The organism is Candidatus Binataceae bacterium, from assembly GCA_035650475.1.
In the GTDB taxonomy this organism is placed as follows: Bacteria; Desulfobacterota; Binatia; order Binatales; family Binataceae; genus JAKAVN01.
In genome coordinates this window covers 725,530-750,048 of sequence record DASRHP010000012.1, presented here as the reverse complement: position 1 = coordinate 750,048, position 24,519 = coordinate 725,530, and the positions used below count along the sequence as shown (strand labels likewise).

The 24,519-nt window shown below is 67.6% G+C and carries 21 protein-coding genes; 10 read left to right on the top strand and 11 right to left on the bottom strand.

Going from position 1 to position 24,519, the window contains the following annotated elements; translation table 11 throughout:
* Nucleotides 1-12 precede the first annotated feature (12 nt).
* Together prfA and rpmE are read right to left on the bottom strand one after the other, a co-directional pair.
* A complete protein-coding gene (gene prfA, locus VFB33_15010) occupies nucleotides 13-1,074 on the bottom strand; it encodes a peptide chain release factor 1 (GenBank protein ID HZO83003.1) in 1,062 nt (353 codons plus the stop codon).
* A gap of 134 nt (nucleotides 1,075-1,208) precedes the next feature.
* Nucleotides 1,209-1,409 carry a 50S ribosomal protein L31 gene (rpmE, locus tag VFB33_15005; protein ID HZO83002.1) on the bottom strand — a complete coding sequence of 67 codons (201 nt, stop codon included), beginning with the start codon at nucleotides 1,407-1,409 and terminating at the stop codon, nucleotides 1,209-1,211.
* Nucleotides 1,410-1,625: 216 nt separating this feature from the next.
* Between rpmE and VFB33_15000 the strand changes: the two genes are divergently transcribed.
* From VFB33_15000 to VFB33_14985, 4 genes are all read left to right on the top strand, one after another.
* Nucleotides 1,626-2,363: a hypothetical protein gene (locus tag VFB33_15000; GenBank protein HZO83001.1), complete on the top strand. Its 738-nt coding sequence runs from the start codon at nucleotides 1,626-1,628 to the stop codon at nucleotides 2,361-2,363.
* A gap of 36 nt (nucleotides 2,364-2,399) precedes the next feature.
* Nucleotides 2,400-3,584, top strand: coding sequence for a dihydrodipicolinate synthase family protein (locus VFB33_14995; protein ID HZO83000.1), 1,185 nt, complete (start codon nucleotides 2,400-2,402; stop codon nucleotides 3,582-3,584).
* Nucleotides 3,577-5,262 (top strand): PfkB family carbohydrate kinase, encoded by a 1,686-nt coding sequence (locus VFB33_14990; protein HZO82999.1) that lies wholly within the window; start codon nucleotides 3,577-3,579, stop codon nucleotides 5,260-5,262. The genes VFB33_14995 and VFB33_14990 overlap by 8 nt, the downstream gene beginning before the upstream one ends.
* A 152-nt stretch (nucleotides 5,263-5,414) precedes the next feature.
* Nucleotides 5,415-5,894 carry a universal stress protein gene (locus tag VFB33_14985; GenBank protein ID HZO82998.1) on the top strand — a complete coding sequence of 160 codons (480 nt, stop codon included), beginning with the start codon at nucleotides 5,415-5,417 and terminating at the stop codon, nucleotides 5,892-5,894.
* A gap of 35 nt (nucleotides 5,895-5,929) precedes the next feature.
* Here the strand turns inward: VFB33_14985 and VFB33_14980 are convergent, their stop codons facing one another.
* Nucleotides 5,930-6,937, bottom strand: a complete 1,008-nt coding sequence (locus VFB33_14980; protein HZO82997.1) for a hypothetical protein — start codon at nucleotides 6,935-6,937, stop codon at nucleotides 5,930-5,932.
* A 112-nt stretch (nucleotides 6,938-7,049) separates the two neighbouring features.
* Between VFB33_14980 and VFB33_14975 the strand changes: the two genes are divergently transcribed.
* Together VFB33_14975 and VFB33_14970 are read left to right on the top strand one after the other, a co-directional pair.
* On the top strand, nucleotides 7,050-9,749 hold the full coding sequence (locus tag VFB33_14975; protein HZO82996.1) for a cation-translocating P-type ATPase: 2,700 nt from the start codon (nucleotides 7,050-7,052) through the stop codon (nucleotides 9,747-9,749).
* Between the two features lie 28 nt (nucleotides 9,750-9,777).
* Nucleotides 9,778-10,602 (top strand): TIGR03619 family F420-dependent LLM class oxidoreductase, encoded by an 825-nt coding sequence (locus VFB33_14970; protein HZO82995.1) that lies wholly within the window; start codon nucleotides 9,778-9,780, stop codon nucleotides 10,600-10,602.
* A gap of 96 nt (nucleotides 10,603-10,698) precedes the next feature.
* Here the strand turns inward: VFB33_14970 and VFB33_14965 are convergent, their stop codons facing one another.
* Nucleotides 10,699-11,937 (bottom strand): CoA transferase, encoded by a 1,239-nt coding sequence (locus VFB33_14965; protein ID HZO82994.1) that lies wholly within the window; start codon nucleotides 11,935-11,937, stop codon nucleotides 10,699-10,701.
* Nucleotides 11,938-12,161: 224 nt separating this feature from the next.
* On the opposite strand from VFB33_14965, the gene VFB33_14960 reads away from it, so the two are divergent.
* From VFB33_14960 to VFB33_14945, 4 genes are read left to right on the top strand one after another with little or no spacing between them, the layout of a single operon-like run.
* Nucleotides 12,162-13,496, top strand: a complete 1,335-nt coding sequence (locus VFB33_14960; GenBank protein HZO82993.1) for an FHA domain-containing protein — start codon at nucleotides 12,162-12,164, stop codon at nucleotides 13,494-13,496.
* Nucleotides 13,489-13,866 (top strand): zinc ribbon domain-containing protein, encoded by a 378-nt coding sequence (locus VFB33_14955; protein ID HZO82992.1) that lies wholly within the window; start codon nucleotides 13,489-13,491, stop codon nucleotides 13,864-13,866. Before VFB33_14960 ends, VFB33_14955 begins: the two co-directional genes overlap by 8 nt.
* Before the next feature lie 19 nt (nucleotides 13,867-13,885).
* The gene (locus VFB33_14950) at nucleotides 13,886-15,502 is read left to right on the top strand and encodes a serine/threonine-protein kinase (protein HZO82991.1); all 1,617 of its coding nucleotides are present in this window, start codon (nucleotides 13,886-13,888) and stop codon (nucleotides 15,500-15,502) included.
* Nucleotides 15,503-15,560: 58 nt separating this feature from the next.
* A complete protein-coding gene (locus VFB33_14945) occupies nucleotides 15,561-16,229 on the top strand; it encodes a PHP-associated domain-containing protein (protein HZO82990.1) in 669 nt (222 codons plus the stop codon).
* Between the two features lie 7 nt (nucleotides 16,230-16,236).
* On the opposite strand, the gene VFB33_14940 is transcribed toward VFB33_14945, so the two are convergent.
* The 7 genes from VFB33_14940 to VFB33_14910 all read right to left on the bottom strand — a co-directional run bounded on the left by VFB33_14940 (nucleotide 16,237) and on the right by VFB33_14910 (nucleotide 24,455).
* Nucleotides 16,237-18,294: a chloride channel protein gene (locus tag VFB33_14940; protein ID HZO82989.1), complete on the bottom strand. Its 2,058-nt coding sequence runs from the start codon at nucleotides 18,292-18,294 to the stop codon at nucleotides 16,237-16,239.
* Nucleotides 18,295-18,316: 22 nt separating this feature from the next.
* Nucleotides 18,317-19,186 carry an alpha/beta hydrolase gene (locus VFB33_14935; GenBank protein ID HZO82988.1) on the bottom strand — a complete coding sequence of 290 codons (870 nt, stop codon included), beginning with the start codon at nucleotides 19,184-19,186 and terminating at the stop codon, nucleotides 18,317-18,319.
* 100 nt (nucleotides 19,187-19,286) lie between these two features.
* Nucleotides 19,287-20,609 carry an aspartate aminotransferase family protein gene (locus VFB33_14930; GenBank protein ID HZO82987.1) on the bottom strand — a complete coding sequence of 441 codons (1,323 nt, stop codon included), beginning with the start codon at nucleotides 20,607-20,609 and terminating at the stop codon, nucleotides 19,287-19,289.
* Between the two features lie 28 nt (nucleotides 20,610-20,637).
* Nucleotides 20,638-21,843 (bottom strand): CaiB/BaiF CoA-transferase family protein, encoded by a 1,206-nt coding sequence (locus tag VFB33_14925; GenBank protein HZO82986.1) that lies wholly within the window; start codon nucleotides 21,841-21,843, stop codon nucleotides 20,638-20,640.
* 166 nt (nucleotides 21,844-22,009) lie between these two features.
* Nucleotides 22,010-22,846, bottom strand: coding sequence for a helical backbone metal receptor (locus VFB33_14920; GenBank protein HZO82985.1), 837 nt, complete (start codon nucleotides 22,844-22,846; stop codon nucleotides 22,010-22,012).
* 5 nt (nucleotides 22,847-22,851) lie between these two features.
* Nucleotides 22,852-23,121 carry a hypothetical protein gene (locus VFB33_14915; GenBank protein ID HZO82984.1) on the bottom strand — a complete coding sequence of 90 codons (270 nt, stop codon included), beginning with the start codon at nucleotides 23,119-23,121 and terminating at the stop codon, nucleotides 22,852-22,854.
* A 74-nt stretch (nucleotides 23,122-23,195) separates the two neighbouring features.
* Nucleotides 23,196-24,455, bottom strand: a complete 1,260-nt coding sequence (locus tag VFB33_14910) for an FAD-dependent monooxygenase (protein HZO82983.1) — start codon at nucleotides 24,453-24,455, stop codon at nucleotides 23,196-23,198.
* Nucleotides 24,456-24,519: the final 64 nt, after the last annotated feature.

Genomic DNA, 24,519 nt, shown 5'->3' with positions numbered 1-24,519 from the left:
ACGGGCGCCCGGTCAGGCGCTGAGCGCCTGCGCCTGCTCGTGGGTGGTCAGCGCGTCGATTATCGGATCGAGCGCGCCGTCAAGCACCTGGTCGAGCTGATGGAGAGTCAGGTTGATGCGATGGTCGGTGACGCGCGACTGCGGAAAGTTGTAGGTGCGGATGCGCTCTGAGCGATCACCGCTGCCGACCATCGAGCGCCGCGTCTCGGCGATCTTGGCCTCCTGCTCGGCGCGCGCCCGCTCGAGCAGCCGCGCGCGCAGGATCTTGAGCGCGCGCGCCTTGTTCTTGTGCTGCGACTTTTCGTCGCGGCACACGATCACCATTCCGCTCGGGATGTGGGTGATGCGCACGGCAGAGTCGGTGGTGTTGACGCTCTGCCCGCCCGGCCCCGAGGCGCGCATCACGTCGATCCGCAGGTCCTTCTCCTCGTTGATGTTGACCTCGACTTCGTCCGCCTCGGGCAACACCGCGACGGTGACCGCCGAGGTGTGGATGCGTCCGGAGGCCTCAGTGGCGGGCACGCGCTGCACGCGATGGACGCCGCCCTCGAACTTCAGCCGGCTGTAGGCGCCCGGTCCGTTGATCGAGGCCACGACCTCCTTGATCCCGCCCAGCCCGGTCGTGCTCAGGCTCAGCGTCTCGACCTTCCATCGATGGCGCTCGGCGTAGCGCGAATACATCCGGAACAGCTCGCTGGCGAAGAGCGAGGCCTCCTCGCCGCCTGTGCCGGCACGGATCTCCAGCAGCACGTTGCGCTCGTCGTTGGGATCGCGCGGAGCGATCAGAGTGCGGATGCGCTCTTCGAGCTCGGCCTGGCGGCGCTGGAGCGCCGGCAGCTCGGCCTTGGCCAGCTCGCGCAGCTCGGGGTCATCGCCTTCGAGCACCGCGCGATGCTCGGCGACGTCGTCGAGCGTTCGGCGATACTCGCGAATCGCGCCGATCACTTCCTGGAGCGAGGCGCGCTCGCGCGCGAGCTGTGCGTACTCGCGGTTGTTGGCAATGACCGCGGGATCGCTCAGGCGCTGCTCGAGCTCAGCGAAGCGCTCTTCGATTCCTTTGAGTTTGTCGAGCATCAACGTCGGGCCGTGGTCCGAGTAAGGCAAAAATTTAGCGCGGCTGCCACTTCAGAGGCCACCGCGCCTGCAAGACCGATCCCCCGCCCGCCCGGACGCATGGTGATGCGCCACGGGCAGCGGGAGTTGCAATGCTACTTCAGGCCGTACTTGCGCTTGAAGCGTTCGACCCGGCCGGCGGTATCGACCAGCCGCTGCTGGCCGGTATAGAAGGGGTGGCAGCGCGAGCAGACCTCGACGTGGATCTCGTTCGTCGTCGAGCGGGTCTCGAACGTGTTGCCGCAGGCGCAGGTCACGACACTGCGCCGATATTCAGGATGAATCCCGGGTTTCATCGCCCTTCCTTCCGCTGTCTGAATAATACCATCGCCGGCGCACTCACTCAATTGCCCTCGCGCGCGGCGAAAATTCGCCCTCGACAATTGTCGCCCGCGGAGCGGACCGCTACAATCTGGCGCCTGCGGTGATCGGGCCGGTGAGCGCGAGCCTCTTCATTTCGCTCCGCCGTGTCCGGGTTTGTATTCGTGATGACCATGCGAGGCGGTTGGATCATGCGAGCGGGCGCGACGCCTTGCGCAGCGGCCGTGGCGCTCGCGATGGTGATGATGTTCGGCGGCTGTTCGGAGCAAAAGGCGCCGCCCCCGGCGCCTGCGGTGGTCGCGCCGCCGCCTGGGTCGCCGCGCGTCATCACCGATCTTTCGCAGCTCTCCGCCTCCGACGCCACCGTGATGCCGTTGGCGAGTGCGGAAAAGGCGCTGAAGGCGGCGCCCGCGCCGACGCCCTCGATGGGAGCGCATGCGCCGGGCGACCAGACGCCGGAGGCGCTGCGTCGGCTGTTCCTCAACAATCCCGGCGCCTCGCGCTACAGCGACACGCCCCTGCCGCATACGCAGGAGCGACTGCTCAACGCCAAGGCGGCGCAGTATGCGGCCTTCTCGAGCAGGATGTTGTCGCAGCTGATGACCGAGATGGTAAAGCTGGAGAAGCTGCCGCCGGTTGACACGATGGTCCTGCCGGACACCCTCAAGCCGGTGATCCTGTCCGCCGTACTCAACGACAAGGGCCAGCTGCGCGAGCTCGTCTTCGAGCAGCATTCGGGCGTCGCAGGAGTGGACAACCTGGTGATCAAGGCCTGCAAAGCGTCACTATGGGCGGGCGCGGCGCCGCAGGAGGCGCTGGCCGAGGACGGCAATTACCGGTTGCGCATCGAGGCCGAGCTTAGCAACTATAGGGCCGACCGCTACGGCAAGCAGGAGTTCATCACACGCTTGGGGCTGGGAATCCTTTAGCTCCACGCGCGCTCGGCCGTCGGTCGCGAGGGGGAAGTGGCGAACTCCACGGGAGTGAGACTAGTCGGACGGCGCGGCGCCCCGCGCGTCGGCGCAAGGCCCGCGCCTGCGGACTACGTGCCTGCGCCCGGGCTTTCCGTGCCGGTGGTCACGATCTTGGACCCCGCGGGCAACGTGCTCGAAGATGAGCAGCGTGCGGTGGTGCGATGGGCGGTGCAGGAAGGCGCCGGCGCCGACATTATCTTCGCCGCCGGCACCACCGGCGAGTGGGATCGGCTCGACAATCCGCGCCGCCAGCAGATCGCGCGCGTCGTGACCGACGAGTGCCGCCGGATCGCCGCCGCCGGAACCGTGGTCGAGGCGTGGATCGGGATCACCGCCCGCACCCGCGCCGAGACGCTGGAGAACCTCGACTACGCGATGGAGCTCGGCGCCGAGGCGGCGGTGGTCGCGCCGCTATCGATTGGCGACGCGGATGACCCGGTCGCCTTCGTCAACCGCGAGATCGACGCGCTGTTCGAGCGTCGCGGACGCCAAATCCCGATCTTCCTCTACGACAATGCCGAGATCGCGGCGCCCGGGCGGCCGCCGCACATGCATACGCGCGACGTCAAGCAGATGAGCCGGATGGAATATGTGCGCGGAGTGAAGGTAACGGCGGGCAAGGCGGTGCTCGGCAACTACACGCGCGCGGTCTCGCACTTCAACCGCGGCGGCGACTTCGCGATCTACGCGGGTGACCCCTACCTCATCTTTGACCTCTTTGCGCCGCCGCAGGGGATACGCGGATGGGCGCGCCACTACTGGAACCGCTACTGGACGCGCGACTCGCTGCCCTACGGGATCGTGGCGGGGCCTGCCAACGTGATGCCGCGCGAGTGGCAACGGGCGCTGAGAGTCTGCCGCCACGGCGACCTCGCTCTGATGAATCGCTACGCGGGGGTGCTCGGAGAATTCCGCGCCGCCTGCCAGTTCGTCCGTCGCGGGAGTGCCGTGCGCCCCACGCTGGCGTGCCTCAAGACCGCGCTGGTCGAGATGGGAATATGCCGAAGCGCGGCGCTCGCGCCCGGCACTCCAGCGCTCGAGGAAAGCGAGCGGCGCGAGTTCGCACGCCGCTTCAAGGAGCTGCGCCGGCGCGCGGCGGCCACGCTGGAGCCGGGATGGCTAAGCCATCAGGAGCCCGAGCGTTCCGCGCTGCGGAGCGCTCGCGAAAATGCCTGAAGACAAGCTCGACGTCGCGGGTTGCGGCAGCCTGGTCGTGGACCTGTTCTACCGTACCCCGCGAATCATCCGCGCCGAAGAGAAGATCGCGCTCGATGCCCATCGTGGCGACGGCCGACCGGAACGGGCAGAGGTTGGGGGGCTCGCGCTCAACCATCTCGGGTGGGCCGCCGCCCTTGGCTTGGAAACCGGCGTCTTCGGCAAGCTCGGCGCCGACCGCCACGGCGAATTTCTGCGCCGCGGGATGGAACGGCTCGGCATCCGCCAGCATCTGACCGCCGACGGCTCGGCCACGGCGTTCGCCAAGATTTTCGTTGACCCACGCGGCGCCCGCGCGATCTATATGGCGCGCGGCGCAAGCGCGGAGCTCACGCCCGAGGAGATTCGCCGCCGCCACGCCGGCTTCATGCGGCGCGCCCGGATCGTGACCACCGAAATCTCGCAGCTCCCGCTGCGAACGGTGCTCGCGATCCTGCTCTTCGCCCGCGCGCGCTCGATCCCGACCGTGCTCGACGTCGACCTGCCGCCCTCCGACGCTTGCCCGATGCTGGGCACGCACGCCGAGCTCGAGCGGACGCTCAAGCTCGCGACGATCCTCAAGCCTACGCTGGCGGCCGCGCGCGAACTGGTCGGAAACGCGCACGCGGGCGGCGCGCGCGACGCGCTGCGGCTGGCCGCGGCCATGCGCGCGCGCTACCAGGTCCAGGCCGTAGCGATCACCGATGGCGAGCGCGGATGCGCGATCGCGGCGCGCGACGCGTCGCTCAGGCTGCCAGCATTCGCAGTGAAGGCCGTCGATACGACCGGAGCCGGCGACGCCTTCATGGGAGGGATGCTGGCGGGGCTGCGATGGGGCCTCGACTGGCGCGCGATCGGCACGCTCGCCAACGCGGCAGGGGCGGTGTGCGTAGGGCGGTTGGGCGCCTTTCCGCCTGGCTTCGAAGTCCGCGATGAAATCGTCGAGCTGTTCAAGCAGGCACTACCCCGCTGCGAACTGCCCGCGCCGATCAGCGCGCGCCCAGCAGCCCGCGTGCCGCTCGATCCCTCCGACGAGGTCGAGCGCTTCCTTGAGCTGTGCCTGAGTGAACTTGGCACGCTGCGGAGCGAAATCGATCTCGGCCAGATACGCGCTGCGGTCGACCTGATCCGCGGCGCGGAGACGCGCGGCGGCCGTCTCCATCTTACCGGCGTCGGCAAACCCGAGCACGTCGCGCGCTACGCGGCGAGTCTGCTGTGCTCGATTGGCACGCAGGCGACTTTTCTACACGCGACCGAAACTTTGCACGGCAGCCTCGGCCAGGTCGATCCCAAGGACGTCGTTATCGCCATTTCCAACAGCGGCAACACGCGTGAGCTGCGCGAGGCAGCCGTCGCAATCAAGGAACATGGCGCGCAGCTCATCGCGGTCACCGGTAATCCGACCTCCGAGCTGGCGACGCTCGCCGACCTCGTGATCCATGCGCCGGTCAAGCGCGAAGGCGGCGTGCTGGGCCTCGCGCCCCGCATCAGCGTGCTCGCCGAGGTATGCGTACTCGCCGCATTGTCGGTCGCGCTGGAAGCCGCGCGCGGGCTTACGCCCGAGCAGTACAGCCGATGGCACCGCGGGGGCGCGCTCGGTGAGGTCGCCCGCCGGCTGGCCTCCGGACGGCCGGGCAGGCGCAAATTGCGCGCGCTCTGAGGAACCGCATATCGGGAGCCGCAGGCGCCGATTGGCGCGCCGCACTGAACCACGCGGGATTGTGTGGCGCAGTTCAGGGCGACACGCCTACAATGAGCAATGGCGACGGGTTTTGCGGACGCCCGAATCAGCGGCTGCCACAGAGCAAAACGATGAAGCTGCGGCGAATTCTGGTCCCGACCGATTTTTCCGCCGCCTCGCTCAGGGCGCTCGACTACGCGGTCGACTTCGCGCGCTCACCGGACATAGAACTGTTGCTAATCAACGTGGTCGAACCCATCAGAAACACCCGCTTCATTCCGGATGTTTCGGCGTTGCTGGAAAATCGGCGCAGCGAGGCGGCGGAGCAGCTCTCACGGTTGGAAGCGCGGATCAAGCAACGTCATCGCAAGTGCCGCTCTGAGGTCCACTTTGGAATCCCCTATGAGGTAATCCCCAATGTCGCAAAAAAGTCCAAGGCGGACATGATCATTATCGCCACCCACGGGCACACGGGCCTACGTCATCTGTTTCTCGGATCGGTCACCGAACGGGTCGTGCGACTCGCGCAATGTCCGGTTTTGACCATCCGGGCCGCCGGCGCATCCCGCAGCACACGGCGGTCTGCGAATCGAGACCGGCGTGGGGCCTGAGAGCGAACCTTGCCGCTCGCATCAGTCGGAACCGTCTATTTAGCCCACTGCGAGTGCCGATAGGAGAGGCAGACCGCTGCAACGTAGGCCGTTATGATCAACAAACTATCTGGCTCGATCATAAGGAACCGCCGTTCGGCGCGGTACACAATGCTCGCAAGCCCCAAGCCCATCAGGATAATCGCCAGCACACCGGTAAGCGCGTGGTCCGCGCTGAGCGCGCCAAAGATCGGACCCGAGGGATTGGCGAGGTCGAGCGCCACGAAGACGACCATATTGAAGGAGTTCGAGCCGAAGAGGTTGCCCACCGCGAGGTCAAAGGCACCCATCCGTGCCGCGAAAAACGACGTTACGAATTCCGGCAGCGAAGTGCAAAGCCCAAGGAGCCAGGTGCCGACGAAGGTGGTTCCCAGACCGCTGGACTCCGCGATATGCCTGGCCGACCAGGCGAGGGCGGGCGCCGCGACCACGATCGCGCTGGCGGCCCCGACGAACGCGGCGATCGCAGTCCGCAAATCTCGCGCCGCCGCGCCTTTGCGCTCGGCCGCCCTCGCACGCGAGGTTTCCGCCAGCCTAAGGCCGCTGCGGTAAACCGCGCGCGTGCCGCCTAGATAGACCAGCAGGAGCAGCGCCGACGCGGGCGAAATGCCGGCCAACGCCCAGTGCGCACCGATCAATATAAACAGAACGCCGAGTGCGTTGAGCACGATCGCCAGGCACGCGGTCAGTGCATTCTCCAGCGCGGCGCCGCGCAACACGCTGCCTCTTCCCGCGAACTGATCGATCACGGCCAAGATGAGCATGTTGGCGAGGCTGGATCCGAAGAGGTCGCCCACCGCCAGGTTCGGCGTCCCCATGCGAACTGCCGAGAGGTCGGTTGCCAATTCAGGAAGCGAAGTAGCGGCGGCCAGCATAACCGCGCCTGTCCACATCCGCCCGAGTCCCGTTCGCTCCGCGATTGCGTCTGCCGAGCGCGTCAGGAGCGAGCCTGCCCCGACCACCACCGTCGCGCTTGCGGCAAACGCAAGGATGTACGAAAGCATGCTTGTAGAGTGCTTTCAGCTCGGAGTTGTCTCCCGTTTGCTGATTCAAACGGGGTGGGAATGCGAGCTTGCTTTCGGATTGTAGGTTGCGCCCCAGCGCCAATCCAGTTTTATGAACCAATGGCACGCGATGCCGGTCGGGCGCGTCGTCTCTGAGCTTGCGACCGATCCCGCGCGCGGATTGGCGGTGCTGGAAGCTGAGCGGCGCCTCAAGCTGCACGGGCCGAATGAAATCGCCGAGCAGGCCGCGATTTCGCCGCTTGCGATCTTCGCGCGCCAGTTCTCCAGCGTGGTCATCTGGGTTCTGATACTGGCCGCCGCCCTGTCGGGCCTGATGGGTGATCCGATCGACACGCTCGCCATCGCGGCGATCGTGCTGCTCAACGCCGCGATCGGCTTCTTCCAGGAATATCGCGCCGAAACCGCCGCCGCCGAACTGCGGAAAATGACCGCGCCCAAGGCGCGCGTGCTCAGGGACGGCGCGGCAATGACGCTGCCCGCCTCGGCCGTCGTTCCCGGCGACCTCATCTTGCTCGACGCGGGCGACCTGGTCGCGGCGGACGCGCGCGTCATCGAAGCCGCAGGGCTGCAAACGAACGAGGCGCCGCTGACCGGCGAGTCCGTGCCGGTGGCCAAGACGGCGGGCGAGTGCGCGCTGGCAACGCCGCTGGCCGAGCGCGCCAACATGCTTTTCCTCGGCACCTCGATAACACGTGGCACCGGACGCGCGCTGGTTGTGGCGACGGGGATGGCGACCGAGTTCGGGCGAATCGCCGGCTTGCTTCAGACCGCGTCCAGCGGCGAGACTCCGCTCCAGCGCAGGCTCGACCAAGTGGCAAATCGGCTGTTGTGGTTCTGCCTTGCCATCGTGGGGGTCGTGCTGATCCTCGGCTTGCTGCGCTCCGTTGCCGCCTTCGAGATCTTTCTTGGCGCAGTCAGCCTCGCCGTCGCCGCGATCCCCGAGGGATTGCCCGCTATCGTCACCGTGGCCCTGGCCCTGGGAGTGGCGCGGATGGCGCGCCGCAACGCGCTGGTGCGCCGGCTGCCCGCGGTGGAGACTCTCGGATGCGCGCAGGTTATCTGCACCGACAAGACTGGCACGCTCACCGTGGGCGCGATGACCGCTCGCAAGGTCGTCACGCTCGAAGGCATGTTCAGCGTCACTGGCGAGGGCTATTCGACCGAGGGCGCCATCCTGCGCGACGGCGAGCGCGCCGAAGCCGACCCCGTGCTGCGCGATTTACTGCAGGCAGCGGTTGCCTGCAACGACGCGCATCTTGCGATCCTCGGCGGGCGGCCCTCGATCGTCGGCGATCCCACTGAAGGCGCATTACTCGTTCTGGCCGCCAAGGGCGGCGTGGCGACCGCCGCGCTGGACGCCGAGATGCCGCGCCTGGGCGCGATCCCGTTCACCTCGGAACGCAAGCTGATGACCGTGATCCGGCGGTCGGCCGACGGCCCGATGGCTTTTGTCAAGGGTGCACCCGAGGTTGTGGTCGAACGATGCACCCGAGTGCGCGCAGGCGACGGCTGCAGACCGATGAACGCCGAAGATCGCGCGCGGATGTTGGAGGCGAGTGCGCTTTTGAGCGGGGAGGCGCTGCGGGTAATCGGATGCGCGCGGCGCAGGCTCGATTCGCCGCTGGCGTTTGAAAATGGAATCGCCGACGAGCGCGCCGAGCGCGACTTGGAGTTCCTCGGCCTTGTTGGAATGATCGATCCACCGCGGGCCGAGGCTCGCGACGCTGTGCGCAAATGCCAGCTTGCCGGGATCCGGATCGTGATGATCACCGGCGACCATTCGCTGACCGCCTCTGCGATCGCGCGCGAGCTCGGAATCCTGCGCTCCGGCGAACGCGCGCTCAGTGGGGCCGAGCTCGAGCGAATGAGCGACCGCGACCTGGAGCGTAGCGTCGGCGACATCTCGGTCTACGCGCGGGTCACCGCCGAGCACAAGCTACGGATCGTGCGCGCTTGGAAGTCGCGCGGCGCGGTGGTTGCGATGACCGGCGACGGGGTCAACGACGCGCCGGCGCTGAAGGAGTCCGCGATCGGGATCGCGATGGGCATCGCGGGTACCGAGGTCACCAAACAGGCCGCCGATCTCGTGATTACCGACGACAATTTCGCCTCGATCGTGGCCGCAGTCGAGGAAGGCCGCGGCATCTACGACAACATTGCCAAGACCCTGCAATATCTGATGGGCGGCAACGCGGCCGAACTGATTGTAATGCTGGCTGCGGCGCTGCTTGGATGGCCCACGCCGCTGCTGCCCACTCAGTTACTGTGGATTAACCTCGTCAGCGACGGCCTGCCGGCGCTCGCTCTGGCGACCGACCCGATCGACCGCGACGTCCTCGTGCGCCCGCCGCGCCGGCCCGAAAGCGAAATAATCGATCGCCCGTTTCTCGAATGGGTGGCGCTGACCGGATTGCTGTCAGCGGCGGTGACGCTTGCCACGTTCGGCTACGCGCTCCGAGGCGGGATGGGCCTGGCGCACGCGCGTAACCTCGGGTTCTTCGTTCTCGTGCTCGAAGAGTTGGTCCGCTCCTTCGGCGCGCGCAGCGCGACCAAGCCCATATGGGAGGTCGGCCTGCTGTCGAACCTGCGGCTGCTGGCGGTTGTGGCCGGGAGTTTTGCCTTGCAGATTGTTATCTCGACGACCCCGCTGCTGGAGGAGATCTTCCGCACGAGCCGCCTCACTTTCGCCGAGAGCGTCGCCGGAATCGCGCTTGCAACGGTACCGCTCTGCGTGCTTCAGGCGCTCGTCGTTTACCGGCGAAGGCCTTCCGGGCGCGCCGCACAACAATGACCGTCGAAGGACAGAAGGGGGATACGTCATGAAATACGGCATCGCGATTCGCAACATGGGGCCGCAATCGACGCGCGCGACGATTCGCGCGTGCGCACGCGCCGCGGAGCAACTCGGCTTTGACGCCCTCTTTGTCTCCGACCATCTATGCATCCCGCCCGACGACACCGAAGGCTCGGGTGGACGCTACCTCGACGTGCTTGCCACTCTCGCCTTTCTGGCCGGGATGACCGAGCGCATCCGGCTCGGCGTCTCGGTGCTCGTGCTGCCGTACCGTCCGGCCGTGCTCACGGCCAAGCAGGTGGCGACGATCCAGGAACTGTCGGGAGGCCGAATGATTCTGGGCGTGGGCGTCGGATGGATGCAGCGCGAGTTCGAAGCGCTGGGCGTCGATTCGAGAAAGCGCGGCGCGCTGACAACTGAAACGCTGCGCGTGCTCCATCATCTGTTCGCCAACGACGCCGCGCCGTACGACGGCCCGTTCGTGCGCTTCCCCGCCTTCGTGTTCCAGCCGCGGCCAGCCCGCCCACCGATCTGGGTCGGCGGCAACGGCGCAAACGCGCTGGCGCGCGTGATGGAGTTCGGCGACGGATGGCATCCGATGCTGCCGGCGGCGAAGCTCGGTCCCGAAGTCGCCTCGCTGCGCGAGCAGGCCCGCGCATGCGGGCGCGGCGAGCTAGAGATCGTGGTACGCCGCGCGCTTAGGCTTGACGACACTGAGGCGGCGCGCGCCAGGCTGGAGGCCGAGCGCGCGGTCGGCGCGACTTACTTCATTCTCGACCTCGGACGATACACCAACGAGCGCGAGTTCGCGCGCAACGCCGAGACGTTCATGACGCGCGTCACGCGCTGAGCGCGCGCTGCTGCGGTTCCCAATGGCGCGGGCCTTCCGAGCCCGCCCGTCGGCGTGCACGCCGGCGGACCCTTCAGCCGGCCTCGGCCGCCGCGCCTAGATCACCTTGTCACGGCGAAGCTGCTCGATCTCGCCCGGCTTAAGCCCCAATAGTCCGCCGTACACGCGTTCGTTGTCGTGGCCGACGGCGACCGAACCGCGGAAGACTTTGCCCGGCGTGAGCGAGAACTTCGGGATGATACCAATGCCCTTGACCGGACCGACCTGCTCGTCGGTCCACTCGATGTGGATGTCACGCGCCTTGTACTGCTCGTTGGCCGCCATGTCCTTGCTCGACATGATGCGGTTGCAGGCGACGTTGTGCTGGTTCATGTGACGGACGACCTCGTCCACCGTGCGCTCGTTGATCCATCCGCGCAGGATGGCGTCGAACTCAATGCCCTCGATCGATTCGATATCGAGCCGCGCCTTTTGCCATCGCGGATCCGCCGGGTCGAGTCCGATCGCGCGCACCACGCGGTCGTAGACCTCGCCGATCGCGCCCAGCACAACCCATCCGTCCTTCGCTTCGAAGCTGTCCAGTGGCTGAAAGCCCTGCGCCCTGTTGCCGGTGCGCTCGCGCACCAGCCCCTGCTGGAAGTACTCGACCATCGTGCCGCCGAGCGTCGCGTGGATCGCCTCGTACTGCCCGATATCGATCGACTGGCCCTTGCCGAAGCTGCGCGCATAGGTCAGCCCCGCCAGCGACGACCACAACGTGAACAGCGCCGTCAGATAGTCGCCGGTCCACGGCGCCGCGCGCGAGGGCGGGCTGTCGGGAAAGCCGGTCTGGTACATGATGCCGCCGAAGGCCTGGCCGACAATGTCGTAGGAGGTGCGCCCGATGTAGTCGGGATGGCCGTGCTGGCCGTAGCTGCTGACGTGGGTGATCACCAGCTTCGGGTTGATCTTCCAGACCGACGCGTCGTCGAGTCCCCATCGCTGGTACGTACCGGCCTTCGAGCTTTCCATCCAGATGTCGGCGCGCTCGAGCAGCCGCAGGAAAAGCGCGCGCCCGCGCGGCTTCGAAAGATCCAGACTGACGCAGAAGACATTGCGCCGTTCCTGGATCCAGTTGGTGGCGACCTCGCCCTTGCCGTCGCGGGTCTTGAGCCGGATACCGATCGTCCGCCAGCCGACGTCGCCCACTCCGGGGCGTTCGATCTGAATAACCTCGGCGCCCATCGTCGCCGCCAGAGCGGCGCCGAAAGGCTGTGCGATCAGGGTTCCGCTCGAAACTATCTTGACCCCCTGCAACGGTCCGAATGCTTCAGGCACAAGGGTCTTCTCCGCCATCGTAGCCTCCTCGCACTACCGGCTTCTTCCGCTGGGGCATCATGCACCGATCGGATGCACCCGGCAACCCGCACCGGCCGCGGGCAGGTGCTTCGCCCGACATTTGCCGCATCCGGATGCCGGGCTATTATACTTTTGCCCTGCTGGACGACCGTTTCGAGGGGTTCGGGCATGGGCCGGAGAAGTACCGCCCGAGAGTTGGTGGGCCAAGGATCGCAGCCCCAATGAACGACGCCATCGACCGGCGTGAATTGACCTTCAAGGCGATGGCCGGATTGTTCGGCGGCGCACTGGGATGGGTGCCGGTCGAAATCGTCAGCCACGGCCGCACGATCACCCAGACTGCGTCGTTCTGGGTCCAGCTTGGAGGCGTGGTCTCGATGGCGCTGTTCTGGGGCGTGGTCGGGGGCTTCATCGTCGGCGCACAGGGCAAGAGCCTCAGCCTGACGCCGGTGGTAAGGCGCCGCTTCCTGGTCGGGCTCGTCGTCTGCTTCGTCATCGGACTGCCCGCGGTCTATTACTCCAACGTGGTATTCACGGCGATCCTGGCCGCCGGCGGATGGGGCACGAATCATCCCGGGTCCGAGCTGTACCTTCGCGTGGCGAGGATCATCGGATGGGTCCTGATGGGGTTCATCTGTGGCGCCGGTGTGGGATTGGCCACTGGCTCGCTCCGCGATCTCTCGGGCACGCTGCGCAACGTCGTCAAGGGTGCGGTAGGCGGATGGGTCGGCGGCTTCGTCGGCGGCGTCGCTTTCGACATTATCGGCGCCAACGCGAGCGGGCTGTACTCGCGCCTGTTCGGGCTGTGTGCGCTGGGACTGGCGGTCGGATTGCTGATCGGGCTAGTCCAGGAGCTGACCAAGAGCGCGTGGCTGAACGTCGAGGCGGGACGCCTGCGCGGGCGCAGCTTCAATATCGATCGTGCGGTCGCTACGGTCGGCCGCGCGGAGGAAAACCAAGTCGGACTCTTCGGCGACGCCGGTGTGCAGCCGCGCCACGCCGTGATCGAGCGCCAGGGCAACGCCTACGTGATCAAGAACCTTGCCGTCGCCCAGGGCGTATTCGTCAACGGCAAGCGCGTCGAGAGCGCCGAGCTTGGCGACGGCGATCGGATCCGAATCGGCGGCTACGAACTGAGCTTCCATCTCAAACGCACGGCCGCCGACGCGCAAGCAGGGTTCGTCCGCCAACGCTCGGCCGGCGGCGCCGGGCCTGCAGTTTACGTCCCACCGGCAGAGCCCGCTGGTGCGGCGCAGGCTGCGCCGAGCGGCACACACGCCGCCTGCCTGGTGGACGGCAGCGGCCGGCGCTTCCAACTGCGGCCGGGCGCACCGACCACGCTCGGCCGTGCGGTCGACAACGACATCGTGATCGCTGACGCATCGGTCTCGCGCCATCACGCGAGCATCGCGCCGCGCGACGGTGGCTTCGTCCTGCGCGACCTCGGCAGTCAGAATGGCACCTACGTCGGCGGCCAGCGCGTCGCGGGCGAGCGCGCGCTCGCCGACGGCGACGACCTGCGCCTGGGCGACGCCCCCTTCGTGTACCATGGCTGAAAGCGGCGGCGCGCGCCCGCGCTACTGCTCGCAGTGCGGCGCGCCTGTGGTCGTCGCCGACGCGAGCTTCTGCAAGGATTGTGGCGCGCCGCTAGCCGCCTCGGGCCTGCTCGGTGAGTTAAGCTTCAACCCTCCGGCGCTCGTCGCCACCGCGCTGAGCCTGATGCCGGGGCTCGGACACTTCTATGCCGGGCGTACGTGGGGCGCGCTGAAATGGTTTTTCGGGGTGATTCTCGCCTACGCAATCTCGCCCACTCTGGGACTGTTGATCCACATCGTGTGCGCGGTCTCTGCGGCGCGCGCCGGGATGGAAGATGCCGCGCGGCGCGGCACGGCGCGCACGGCGATGGGCCGGACGGGCAGTCGCTAGGGTTGCGCACCGCCGCGCGATGATTGCGCCCAACACCATAGTCGGCGGCCGCTACCGCGTCGTCAAACCGCTCGGCGGCGGCGGCATGAAACTGGTTTACCTCGCCGAAGACCTGCGCCTAGCCGCGCGTCGATGCGCACTGGCCGAGGTCGTCGACAGCTTCACCGATCCCAATGCCCAGCGCCAGGCGATCGCGGCCTTCGAGCGCGAAGCCGACATGCTCGCGCGCCTGAGCAACGAACACATCCCCCGCGTCTTCGACCGCTTCAGCGAGCAAAACCATCACTACCTCGTGATGGAATACATCGACGGCCTGACGCTGGAAGAGGAAATGAAGCGGACGGGCGGTAGGCTGCCAGAAGCGCGCGTGATTGATATCGCGCTGCAGGTTCTCGACACACTGGAGTACCTGCATGGGCTGGAACCGCCGGTCATCTACCGCGACCTCAAGCCGTCCAACGTGATGCTGACGGCGAGCGGCCAGGCCAAGCTCATCGACTTCGGCATCGCCCGCCATTTCAACCCACAGCAGAACGTCACCATGATTGGCACGCAGGGCTACGCCCCGCCCGAGCAATACCGCGGCAAGGTCGAGTTGCGCTCCGATCTCTACGCGCTGGGCGCGACCATCCATCACGCGCTCAGTGGGCGCGATCCGGCCAATGAGGCGCCGTTCAGCTTTCCCCAACTGCGCACGCTATGCCCCAACGTGGATCCGGCGCTCGCCGCTCTTGTCGATGAAGCGCTCGCATATGACGTCGAACGCCGGGTGCCGAGCGCTGCCGAGTTTCGCGCCCGGCTGGAGGTAATCCGCAATGGTCTGGTCGCCCCCTCCGCGGCCGGGGATGCGAGCGCCGGTGCGACCTTGCAGGCCGGCGGGGCGGGCGCGAGCGCGGCGGGCGCTGCGCACGCCTCGGCGCCGGCCGGCTCACGTCGCGCGCAGCTACGATTGCCGCTCGGCGCGGGGCAAGGTGTCCAGGCCGCCGCGTCGCCTTCCGCGCCGACCTTGCTGAGTGCGACCGGCGAAATCGCCTGCTCCAGATGCGGACGCGCGATCCCGTCCGACTCGCGCTTCTGCTCGTTCTGCGGCGCCGATCTCAGCATCCCGCTGAGCGCAGAGGCGGCGCCAGTCAGTCACGAAGCGGACACCGTGGTGCTGTCGCTGCCTACACACCACCGCCCACGGACGACGCCGCCGCCGGGCGCGCGCCTGTATCGTCGTGCGCGCGGTATCCGCCGTCCGGTCCTGATGTTCGTTCTGATCTTCGTCGGCGCGTTCGCCGCGGTGAAGGTCGTCTCATGCCTGAGCATGAACAGCGCAAGTCCGCCGTACGCCAGCCGCGCGCCGCTGCCACCTGCGGTGCCCGCCCCCGCCGCGCCGCCTAGTCCGGACTACGGATCGTCGGCGCCGGGGAGCGACTTTCGCGCCGCGCGGCTTACCGCTTTTCGCCAGGCGCTCGATCTCCGCGGCTACACCAGCGTCAAGTTTAAGCTTAACGGCGACACGATGCTGCTGTGGGGCACGGTGCCCGACGCGTGGGACCACATCCAGGTCGAGATCCTGGCCAACACGATCGTGGGCGTGGTCTCCTTCGACGACCGAATCCAGGTCGCCGACGCCAGCGGTACACCTTAGCGGGCGCGACCCCCGCCGCTTTTCAAGCAGCGCCGAGGCATGTGAGAATCGCTCGGTCATGTTGATCGACCTGCACGTCCATACCTCGCTCTCCTCGGATTCGAGCGTCGCGCCCGAGCAATACCTGGAGACGGCCGCGCGTGGGCCGCGCCGCCTCGACGCCATCTGCTTCACCGAGCATCGCCTGTTCCCCGCCGACCCCGCACTCGACCGCCGCTATGCCGAGCTTTCCGAGCGCTACGGCATCGCCGTTTTCAAGGGCATCGAGGCCGACACCAACCTCGGCCATCTGCTGCTCTTCGGAGTGACGCGGGAGGTCATGCGCCGCTTCGACCTGAGCGCGCGCATGCTCAAAAGCGACGCGCTGATCGAAGTCATGCACGGCGAGGGCGGAATCGCAGTTCCGGCGCATCCGTTTCGCGACTCCGGCTTCGGTGCGCGGCTCGACGAGCTGCTGGCGCGCCACGGGCCCGCGCTCAGCGTGATCGAAGCACTCAATGGCCAGAACTCGCCGCGCGAGAACGACGACTCGCTGACCGCGATGGAGAAGCTCGGGCTGGTGGGCGTCGGCGGCAGCGACGCGCATTTCGTGACCCCTAAGTGGTTTCTGACCTGCGCGACCGAACTCGAGCGTGCGGTCGGCACAGTCGAAGAGCTGTGCGCCGAACTACGCGCCGGTCGCGCCCGCCCCTATCGTTTCGACGGCGCCGGCCTCTCGCCGGGCTGACGACGCGTCACATCCCTTCCAGCGCGCGGACGAAGTTGCGCAAATCGGCCGGACGCCCCGCCGCCATCACCGTGTCGCCCTGGTGCAGCTTGCGGTCGGGTGTGATTGGGACGAAGCCGCTGTCGGGCTCGGCACCGTCCTGCACCGCAAGCACGCTTACGCCGAAACGCGCGCGCGGCGCGAGATCGATCATCGTCCGGCCGTGCGCGGCAAGGGGCACGGTTATCCGCATCAACTGGTAGCCGGTCGCCCAGAAGATGCTGGTGCCGGTGTTGGCCAGCGCCGAGAGCGACACTGTCATCCGATTGAGCACCTGCGCGATCTCCTTGCGCGACACCAGCCCGACCACGCGATGGCCGTGCACGCCGGGAAGATCTTCGACCACCGGCAGCTCGTCGAGATCTTCCGATTCCATCAGACGTGCCGCTTCGTCGAGGTTGGCCTCGGGGGTGACGACCGGGCAGTTGCGTCGGCAGATGTCGAATGCATTGACGAGTCCGGCGACGTCGGCCTGCGCGGCGAGCGTAGCGAGCAGATCGCGGGTCACGATCAGCCCCAGCAGGTTGCGCGCCGCGTCAACCACCGGCAGGGTCGCCTGCGACGTCTCGCCCGCGGCGTGCAGGACTTCGGCGAGCATCGCGCCCGCGTCAACCACAGCCGCCTCTCGCGTCATCACGCTCTCGACCGGGATCTGGGTAAGCACCAGGCGTTCTTTGCCAATCTCCAGCGTCTTGCCTTCGCGCGCCAGGCGGTAGGTGTCGATCGATTCGCGCTCGACAGCGCGGGCGACCACCAGCGCAACCACCACCGCGATCATCGCGGGTAGCGTAACCGCGATGTTCTGCGTCATCTCGAAAAGCAGGAAGAGCGCCGTCAGCGGCGCGTGAGTTACGCCCGCCAAGAACGTGCCGAGGCCGACCAGCGCGTAGGAGCCGCGCGGGCCAGTCAGATGCGGCGCCAGGCTGGCAAACGCGCGCTGGCACGTCGCTCCCGCCATGGTGCCGATGAAGAACGTCGGTCCGAAGACACCGCCCGGCGCGCCGCAGCCGAGCGACACGCTGCTGGTGAAGAACTTGGCAACCGTCAACGCCAGCGTCAAACGGAGCCCGAACTCGCCCGCCATCGCAAGGTTGATCACCGGATAGCCGTCGGAAAGGTTCTGCGGCATCGGAATCGCGACCAGCCCGACGACGAACAGGCCGGCGGCCAGACGCACCCACTGCGGCACCTTGAGCGCGCGGAAGCGGGCCGCGACCGCGTGGAAGAAGCGGATGTAGACGGCGGCCAGCACCCCCAGCACCACGCCCATTGCAGCGTACGACAGCAGCTCCCAGTAGCTGCGCAGCAGGAAGGTCGGAGTCTGAAAGACCGCACCGTTGCCGGTCAGCGCGCGCGAGACGACCACGCCGCTGAGCGTCGCCACCAGCAGCAGGGTCAGATTGCCCATCTCGCTCTCGCCGAGCAGCACGATCTCTTGGGCGAACATCAACCCGCCCATCGGCGCGTTGAACGTGGTCGCAATCCCGGCGCCCGCGCCCGCTGCCACCAGGACCTTGGCACGGTCGGCGGGCAGACGGCGCAGTTGCGCGATCGCCGACCCGATCGCGCCGCCAATCTGCGCGATCGGACCTTCGCGCCCGACCGACGCGCCGCATCCCAGCGACAGCGCCGCACCCAGCGCCTTGAGCACGATCCAGCGGCGCTTGATCCGCGCGCTGCCAAGGTTGACCATCTCGAGGAAATTCGGAAAGCCGTAGCCCAACACGTCGCCAGGGAACATCCGGTCGAGCAGGATCATGCTCACGCCGCCGGTCAGCAGCACAATCGGCACTAGGGCGAGCGTCCAGCGGCCGTGCGCGATTCCCAGCGCTCCCCATTCGAGCGTGAGAAACAGCCACGAAAAGAACCGGATTAGAGCGCGAAAGCCCAGATTGCCGAGCGCGCCGAGCACACCGACGATCCCGGCCAGTACGATGAGCTGCGCGTAACGCGCCTCATCCGAACGCAGCGCCAGCGGCCGCGCCATCCGCGCAGCCACTCCCTGTGCTTCCGCCGCCTCCGCCATCCTGCCGCCGACCGCGTCCGCCCTACAGGCCGAGGAAGCGATGCACGACCGCCAGGAATTCGTCGAGGCGGTCGTGATGGACCCAGTGGCCGGCGTTGCGGATCGTCACCAGCTCGGCGGTGCGGAACGCGTTGAGCCGCCCGTCGCGCTCCCAATCGCCCGCCCACGATTCGTCACCCCGGACCAGCAGCGTCGGACAGCGGATCTGGCTCCAGATCTCGGTCGCGTCTTTGAGATTGAACAGGTATGGCGAGTGCGCGCGGGTGTAATTGTCGAATTTCCACGAATAGGTGCCGTTCTCGTTGCGGCGGACGCCGTGGATGGTCAGATGGCGCGCCTGCTCGGGCGTCAGATGCGGGTTGGCGACGCGCATCCGTTCCAGCGCCTGCTCGATGTTGGAGTACTCGCGCGGTTTGCGCTGGGCGAGCGCACGCATGTCGCCAACCCAGTGCTCCATGCGCTCGTACGCCGGCGTCTCGCGGATCATCGCGGCCGGCGGACCCAGCCCTTCGATCGCGACCACTGCGCGCACCTGGTCGGGGAACACGCCCGCGTGCTGGAGCGCGACGCCCGCGCCGAGCGAATGGCCGATGAGCACGATCGGATCGGTCGCGACCGCGTTGATCAACTGATGAAGGTCGAGCACGTGATCGACCATCGCGTAGCTCCCGCCGATCGCCCAGTCGGAGTCGCCGTGACCGCGCAAGTCGGGCGCGATCACGTGGAAGTAGCGCCGCAGGTCGAGTGCGACCCAGTCCCAGTTGCGGCAATGATCGCGCCCGCCGTGGACCAGGATCGCCATCGGTGCCTCGGTGTTGCCCCAGTCCACGTAATGGAGCTTGAGCCGCTGCGAATAGAAATAATGCGAGGTGGGACCGATAATGTCCGCCATAGCGTCTCCTTTGCGAGGCGCGCGCCCGCCCTATGATCCAAGGTAAAAGCGCGCGCTGCCGCAAGAGCCGGTCTGGCGGTCGGCCGCTCGCTCGCGCCCTCTACTGAAGGGCCGGGTGGACGTCGTCGAGCGTTGCGCGCAGCGTGCTTACGATGAAGTCGATTTCGCCCTGGCCGATGGTCAGCGGCGGGGTGATCATCACCGCGTCGCCGCCCGGACGCGCCATCCCGGTTGACGGATAGACGAACAGTCCGCGCTTGAGCGCCGCCGCGACCACCCGGTTGGTCAGCTTCGCCGCCGCCGGATAGGGCGCGCGCGAGGCCTTGTCGCGCACCATCTCGACGCCCCAGAATAGCCCAGCGCCGCGGATGTCGCCGACCAGCGGATGGCCCGAAAGCTCCTCCTTGAGCTGCGCGCCGAGCCGCGCGCCGACCTCGGCTGAACGCTCGACCAGGTGCTCGCGCTCCATGATCTCCAGCACCTTGTCGGCAACCGCGCAGGCCGTCGGATGAGAGCTGTAGGTGTAGAACATGAAATCCGCGCCCCGCTGCTCGGCCGCCTCGACCAGGCTCTCCTTGACCGCGATCATTCCCATCGGCAGGTAGCCCCCGGTCAGCCCCTTGCCGCCCACCAGGACGTCGGGCCGGATGTCCCAATGGTCAACGGCGAAGCGCCGGCCGGTGCGACCGAAGCCGGTCATCACTTCGTCGGCGATCAACAGCACACCGTGGCGCGCGCAGATCTCGGCGATTCGCGGCCAGTACTCCTTGACTGGCGGCACCGCGCCGCCGCCCGAACCCATCATCGGCTCCGCGATGAACGCCGCGATCGAGTCCGCGCCGTGACGCTCGATTTCTTGCTCCAGCGCGGTGGCGCAGTCGATATCGCATCCGGGATAGTTCTTGCCCCACGCGCATCGGTAGCAGTACGAGGGACCGATCTTCGGCCAGTCGAACAGCACGTGCTCGTAGTCAGCGCGGCGTAGGCTGCCGCCCGCCGACAGCGCCGCCAACGTGTTGCCATGGTAGGAGGACTGGCGTGCGATGATTTTGGTGCGGCTCGGGCGTCCGTGCACCTTGTGGTACATCAGGGCGAACTTCAGCGCCGCCTCGATTGCTTCCGAGCCGCCGGAGGTGAAGAAGAAGCGGTTGAGCCCGGGCGGCGTCCAGCGCGCGAGCCGCTCGACCAGGCGCTGGCGTTCGGGCGTGGACCACAGTGGAACGACGTAGTTGACCCGGCGCACCTCGTCGGCCACGACTTGCGCGACCTCCTCGCGCGCCTGGCCGATATTGACCACCACCGCGCCCGCCGCGGCGTCGAGGATCCGGCGCCCGTCGCGCGTGTACAGCCAGACGCCCTCGGCGCGGTCAATCAACAGCGGCTCGTGCGGCCCGCGAATAAAGGTCAGCGGCAGTTCGGCCATCGGATGCTCCCTGAGGCGGCGCGCACCGTTACTTGATTGCGCCTTCGGCGCGCCAGCGTTCGATATCGCGTTCGCTGTAGCCGAGGTCGATCATGATCTCCTCGGTATGCTGTCCGGGCTTGGGCGCGAGCGAACGAATCGAGCCTGGCGTGTCGGAGAGCTTGACCGAGATGCCTACCTGCTTGATCTTTTCGCCGCCCGGGGCCTCGACCTCGACTACCATGTTGCGCGCGCGGATCTGCGGATCGTGCGCAAGCTCGTCAAGCGTCAGCATCCGGCCCACACAGATGTCCGCCTTGGTCAGGATCTCGAACCACTCGTCGCGCGTCCGCGTACGGAAGATCTCGGCGAAGCGCGTCTTCATCTCCTCGTACTTCTCGCGGTTGTGCTGGTCCTCGAGGTATTCCTCGGTGCCGAGCGCACGGCACAGATTGGCGTAGAACCATGGCTCAACCGAACCGATCGTGATGTATCTGTCGTCCTTGGTGAGGTACAGGTTGTACCACGGCGCCGAGCCGTCGAGCGTGGTCGCGCCGCGCCGCGGAATCCATCCCTTGCCGAAATGGTTGGAGATAGCCTGCGCGATCAGCAGCATCGTGCCGTCGAGCATCGCGATGTCCACGTACTGGCCACGGCCGGTCTGATGGCGCGCGAGCAGCGCGGCGAGCACGCCGATCGCCGCGTGCAGGCCACCGCCGGCGTAGTCGGCGAGCAAATTCTGCGGAATCGTCGGCGGCTGGTCCTTGCGCCCGATCATCGAGAGCGCGCCGGCCTGGGCGATGTAGTTCAGGTCGTGGCCGACGTAGTTGCGATACGGCCCGGTCTGCCCGAAGCCGGTCACCGCGCAGTACACCAGTCGCGGATTGCGCGCAGAGAGCGTTTCGTAGCCAATTCCCAGCCGCTTGGCGACGCCCGGGCGGAATTCCTCGACCACCACGTCGGCGCGCTGCGCCAGGCGTAGATAAACCTCGCGCCCCGGGCCGCTCTTGAGGTTGAGCCCGATCGACCGCTTGTTGCGTCCCAGCGCGTTGTACGGCCCGAGTCCGGTCGGCGGCCGGCGCACCGCCCCGGCGGCGCCCGCCTGCTCGGCACGCCGTCCAGTCGGCGGGCCGGGCTCCTCGACCTTGATAATGTCGGCGCCGAGGTCGCCGAGGATCATCGTGCAATGGGGACCCGGTGCGAGCTTGGTCAGATCGAGAACCTTGATCCCGGTAAGCGGAGCGATTGAAGCCATACGCGTGCGTTTTTCTCCCTGGCAATGCGCGGGGCGCGCGGCCCGCGCGCCTGCGGCCGCGGCCTTCTCCGACGCGCCGTACTTTCTTTAAATCGTTTGCGATCCCGGCGCAAACGTCCCGGCTGCGGGTCGCGCCCGCGGCGCCAGACGCGCGCGGCACGCACGCTCACAACACCGCGGCGCGCAAACGCGCCAGCCGCTCGTTGAGCGCGCGCAGTCCCTCGACCATGTGCACGCCGTACCAGTGCAGGTCGCGCCCGCTGATGATCATTACGCGGCGCCCCAGCGCGGGCGGCAATTCAGCCTTCAGCTCTTCGACGTCGGCGGCGTCGAACTCGTAGGGTTCGTCGGGCAGCAGCACGACGTCGGGCCGGCGCTCGATCGCCTCGGCCAGCGTGGTGCGCGGATAGCGCTCGCCCGCGGCCGCGTAGATATTGTTGAAACCCATCATGCGCAACACGTCATGCGCATAGGTGTCAGCATTGAACGCCATCCACGGCTTCTTCCAAATCGGGCAGAAGACCCGCAACCGAAGCTTGCTCCACACGCCGAGACCCGCCTCGATTCCGCTCACCGTAAGCGCGACCTCGCGCGCAAGTGCCGAAGCCTGCGCCTCGCGGTCGAGCGCGCGGCCGATACGCAGAATCGATTCCACCGCGCCCGGCACCGTACGCGGGTAGGTCGTAAGGACCGCAACGCCCTCCTCGCGCAGGCGCTCTATATCCTCGCGCCGGTTCTCCTCCGCGTTGGCGATCACGAGGTCGGGTTTGAGCGCGACAATCTCGCGCAGGTTGGGGTTCTTAGTGCCGCCAACTTTGGAAACATGGGCGAGGGGCTCGGCCGGCGACACGCAAAAGCGTGTCACCCCCACGAGCATCTGGCCGGCATCGATCGCGAACAGCGTTTCGCTCCAGCTTGGAACCAGCGAGACGACGCGCGCGGGCGGATGCGCGAGCTCAAGCTTGAACCCGAGATCGTCGGCCATCTGTAGCCACGCCGCCACCGCGCTCACCTGTTGTGCTCGCGCAAGACCCGCTCGAGCGCGCGCCGTTCCGACTCGCTCAACGTCTCGCCGGGACTCTGCTGTACGGGCCCGGTCTGGCCGACCGCCGGATGTGCGGAGGCCGGTGATGGCGAACGACGCGTCAGAAGCTGAAAGGCGCGCGGCGCCAGCACCCGGCGGGTGAAGAAGCCCGCGGCCAGCAGCGCCAGCATCGCGAGCAGAAACAGCTTGGGACGCCTGCGCCGCTTGCCCCGCCGCTGCCGCCGCTGTGCCATCGCAATTCCGCGAACCCACCCCGTTGCCCGCGCAGGCGCGCGCGCCGGCGGACGCCTCGGGTTGTGAGCGAATCCTACCGCAGGGGCGCGCCGAATAGAACCGCTCGCGCCCAGCGTCTGAGCGCGCCCGCGACCGACATCTCGTCGAGCCGAGCGGCGCCGTTGTACCAGTCGGCGCCCAACTCCTGCGCGCGGCGCGAAAGCCGCGTAAGCGCGAAGTACAGCCGATGGCGCGGGCCGTAGAAGCGACGCGCGGCGAACGCCAGGCGGCCAAGCTTGCGGCCGAGCGCGCCCGCGCGCACCTCGCGATCATAGTTCGCGATCGCTCCAGCGTCGCCGTCGAGCGCGCGCGCGATAGCTGCCGCCGCCATCTGGCCGTGCTCGAGCGCGCACGAGATACCCTCGCCCATCAGCGGATCGACGCCGGCCGCGTCGCCCGCCAGCATCACGGGGCCGGCGGCGAAGCGCTCGCTCGCGTCGAACCATCGGATTGGAAACGCGCGGAGCGTCGCACCGTCCTCGCAAAGCCGGCGCGCCAACTCGGGAAACGCCGCGGCCAGCGCTTCGGCGAGCGGCGGCTTTGCCGGCGCGCCGTGCGGCGAAGACGCCGCGCCGTGCGCGGGATGCTGGTCGTAGATGCCGACGTTGAGATGCGGCCGGCCATCGATCAGACACGGGAACGACCATGCGTAGCCGTGAATTCCAGCCTCGACGCATCGAAAGCAGAAGCGGTACATCGAGTCGCGGAACTCGCGGGCGTCGTCCGGGTCAGCCGCGACGTCGGCCATCAGGGCGCGCCCCACCGTATCCTTGCGCTCGCCGAATAGCGCGCGCCGCACGCGGCTGCCCGAGCCGTCCGCGCCGATCACGAATCGCGCGCGCAGCGCACCCTGCGACGTCTCGATGTGGGCCGCGCCCGCTCCCGGACTCACATTCCCTGGCAGCCGCACGCCGCGCACGGCGCACTCTTCGATCAGCCTCAGTCCGGCGCGGCGCGCGCTTTCGGCCAGCCACGCGTCGAACTCGTCGCGCCTGACGATCGTACACATCGCGTCTGGACGGCGGACCGAGATATCTCCGGCCGGAGTCCGCGCCACACCTGAGCGGACCTCGAGCGCCGGCACACCGAGCTCCAGTCCGAGCGCGGCCAACGACAGCATCGCGCGCGGGATGAGCCCGCCAGCACAGACTTTGAGCCGCGGATGGCGGCGCTTCTCGAGCGCAACAACGCGTCCGGCCAGTTCCGGCCGGCGGCGCAGCAGATGCAACGCCGCGGACAGCCCCGCCGGCCCGGCGCCCGCAATCAGAACGTCGCAATCAATCGCTATCGGCATCACGCAGGCCATCTCGCGCTGAAGCGCGGATGAGCTGCTGAAGAAGATCGCGAGCGGCGGCGCA